At 44.0% G+C, this 2,680-nt stretch carries 5 protein-coding genes and 1 pseudogene; all 6 read right to left on the bottom strand.

The genetic code is table 11. The features are described 5' to 3' along the window. Positions 1-28 precede the first annotated feature (28 nt). Positions 29-481, bottom strand: a complete 453-nt coding sequence (locus QZ998_RS14910; protein WP_296561632.1) for a transposase — start codon at positions 479-481, stop codon at positions 29-31. Between the two features lie 266 nt (positions 482-747). Next, entirely contained in the window at positions 748-1,098 is a 351-nt protein-coding gene (locus QZ998_RS14905; protein ID WP_296561631.1) for a DUF2200 domain-containing protein, read from the bottom strand. 29 nt (positions 1,099-1,127) lie between these two features. Beyond that, the gene (locus QZ998_RS14900) at positions 1,128-1,553 is read right to left on the bottom strand and encodes a VOC family protein (RefSeq protein ID WP_296561630.1); all 426 of its coding nucleotides are present in this window, start codon (positions 1,551-1,553) and stop codon (positions 1,128-1,130) included. A 126-nt stretch (positions 1,554-1,679) separates the two neighbouring features. Beyond that, the gene (locus QZ998_RS14895; RefSeq protein ID WP_296561629.1) at positions 1,680-2,108 is read right to left on the bottom strand and encodes a DUF1801 domain-containing protein; all 429 of its coding nucleotides are present in this window, start codon (positions 2,106-2,108) and stop codon (positions 1,680-1,682) included. A 13-nt stretch (positions 2,109-2,121) separates the two neighbouring features. Further along, a complete protein-coding gene (locus QZ998_RS14890; RefSeq protein WP_296561628.1) occupies positions 2,122-2,397 on the bottom strand; it encodes a hypothetical protein in 276 nt (91 codons plus the stop codon). Beyond that, positions 2,394-2,680: pseudogene (locus tag QZ998_RS14885) on the bottom strand (hypothetical protein); the annotation flags it as partial. The pseudogene QZ998_RS14885 and the gene QZ998_RS14890, both read right to left, overlap by 4 nt.

The raw sequence follows: 2,680 nt of genomic DNA, 5'->3' as shown, positions 1-2,680 counted from the left end.
TTTCTCCCATTTTCTGGTGTTCAATGTTCTATTTCCGCACATCAGTAAGATGTGCATCACTCCATCGGATTTTTAAATAACTCTCCAGACATTGATCCTGGTTTTCTTCCTCAGAAAACCGAATAAAATCTGCTTCTGTTGGAAAATAGTCTTTGATTATCTCACTATCCAATGCTGTTGCCTTTCCCTGATAGACCTGTCTGATCGGATGATAACTGCTCCACGGATATTCTTCCAAGCGGGTAACTATTCCCGCTTGGATGGGATTACGGTGAATGTAGCGAACTATCGTCATCAGATACTTCTCATCCTCCACGACTTCGCTGTTGAAGCGATTCTGAAAGAGGTGCCCGGTACGACCATATTTGTTATTGTGCAATTGAACATAGCCAACGGTTATCCGTTTGATGCTGGTTCCCAGTTCTTCCCCTTCTTTGATCAACAGGTGAACGTGGTTGTCCATCAGACAATAGGCATACAACTCAAAGCCGCCGATTTCTCTGGCTTTATTCAGCTTTCCATAAAAATTGATCGATCCGCATCATCCAGAAAAATATTACGCCCATCCAGACCCTTCAACATTACATGGTAAATGCCGGTTGCGCTTTTTACTCTGGCTTTTCTTGCCATTTCTGATTTCACCTCCTGTTATTTTTTTATGTGTATCACACCTTGTTGGGGATGACAAACGAAACGTCCCCGTGTCATGCAATCTATTTTTTTGCAGTGTTTATTCGCCATTTGACCTCAACTCCTTAGAATCTTCTCCATCGACTTACCTTTTGCCAATTCGTCCACCAGTTTGTCAAGCCATCTAATTTTCTGCATGAGCGGGTCCTCGATATTTTCTACGCGAATGCCACAGACTACGCCTGTAATTTTATGGGTATTTGGGTTGATTTGAGGGGCTTCAGCAAAGAACGTCTCAAAGTCAACCCCTTTACCGATTTGTGTCCGTAATCCATGCTCGTCATACCCCGTCAGCCAGCTAATAATGATATCGACTTCTCTTTTTGTGTGCCCTTTTTTCTCCGCTTTTTGGACGTACAAAGGGTAGACGCTCGAAAACGCCATTTTGTACACTCGCTCGTTTATCATAAAGTGTCACTTCCTTCGTTATTCACTCTTCATCCCTCCACTTGCTTTAGCGCTTCTTCAGCGACGACATTCCAGTTCACGCCGAACTTGTCTGTTACTGCGGCGTGGAACACGCTGTAGAAGGTCTCGGTCGGCGGGAGCGTCACCTCGCCACCCACGCAAAGCGCGTCGAAGATAGCCGTCGCTTCCTTGCCTGTAGGTACCGTAGCGGTTAGTTTGATGTTGTCGCCACTCTTGGGCGGCGTAGCCTCATCGGCAAACCAGACGTTCGTACCGCAGATCACCATCTCGGCGTGCATAACCCAAGTACGCAGCAGTTCAGGCGGTGTCTTTGACCCCTTCGGCATATAGTCACCGTAGGGCAGTACTTTTGGCTCGTCGCAATGGTAGACGGCGCGGTAAAAATCCAGTGCTTCCTTACAGTTCCCGTTAAATATAAGGTAAGGTGTAATCATATTTTCCACTCCTTTGTTTAGTGTTTTGACTTAATCAGTTTATAACATATTGGACAGTAATCAGAAACATTAGCACAGAGATCGAGCCCACTGGTTAGAATACATGCAGTTTTTCATTTGTTGCTATTAATTTCGCCCATATTTATCTTCTAAAAATTCAATAGTGGCACTCATTAGCCTTTCAAGCGCTTCTAAGTCGATGTCTGAAAGCCTCTTAACATAGATGCAAGCCTTCCCAATTGTATACTTTCCTAAGTCTTTCAGCAAATACTCATGCTCCGGGTTCCCCGAAAATACATATAAAGATATTGCTGCTTTGCGCGGTGAAAATGCAACTAATGGCCAATCTCCTTCTTGTCTGCTACGATCGGATTTATAATGATAGCTGCCAAATCCAATCATCGAAGTACCCCACATTTTGGGTGGATGTCCTGTAACCTTTTGCATCAGCTTCACAATTTCAAAACTATCCACACGCTTTTGCTGGGTATTCGCAAAGGTTGTAATGAATTCAAAAACATCTCCGTCGTGCTGCTTGGTCTTCAGTTCTGCCATATAAACGCCTCCTTTATCTCCAAAATTTTATCATATCTTTTTTGTTCTCTATATTATAATTAACAAGTTTGTGTAACAGATCAAAATCCACTTGATCTGTCCATTTGATTCTAAACAGCTCCTTTGTGTGAGAATATCCAGCTTGCTCAATTTCCTTTTCAAAAAGACTAATGACTAGTGCTTCAGGTGCCACAGCTATATGCCCTTTAGCAATGCTAAAACCAATAATAAAAGTTCCATGGTCACTAAATATATGACAAGGGGACGTTTCGTTTGTCATATTCATCATTTCACGGCCCGCTCTACCATCATCTTGCCCAGCCCCAACACTCGGCTCAATTGACGGATACTGCCACCGGTTTCCTGCTGAATCTGTCGGATCAGCTGATTTCGCTTGTCTACCGACACTTCTCCCAGATTCCGGTATTCGGGGTTGGGACTGGGCAAGATGATGGTGGAGCGGGCTGTGAAATGATGGATATGACAAACGAAACGTCCCCTTGTCATACCCTTGTCATAGAGCGGGCTGTGAAATGATGGATATGACAAACGAAACGTCCCCTTGTCATATC

This window comes from uncultured Acetobacterium sp. (genome assembly GCF_927416815.1).
Taxonomy (GTDB): Bacteria; Bacillota; Clostridia; order Eubacteriales; family Eubacteriaceae; genus Acetobacterium.
This window is presented reverse-complemented; position numbering and strand designations above follow the sequence as displayed.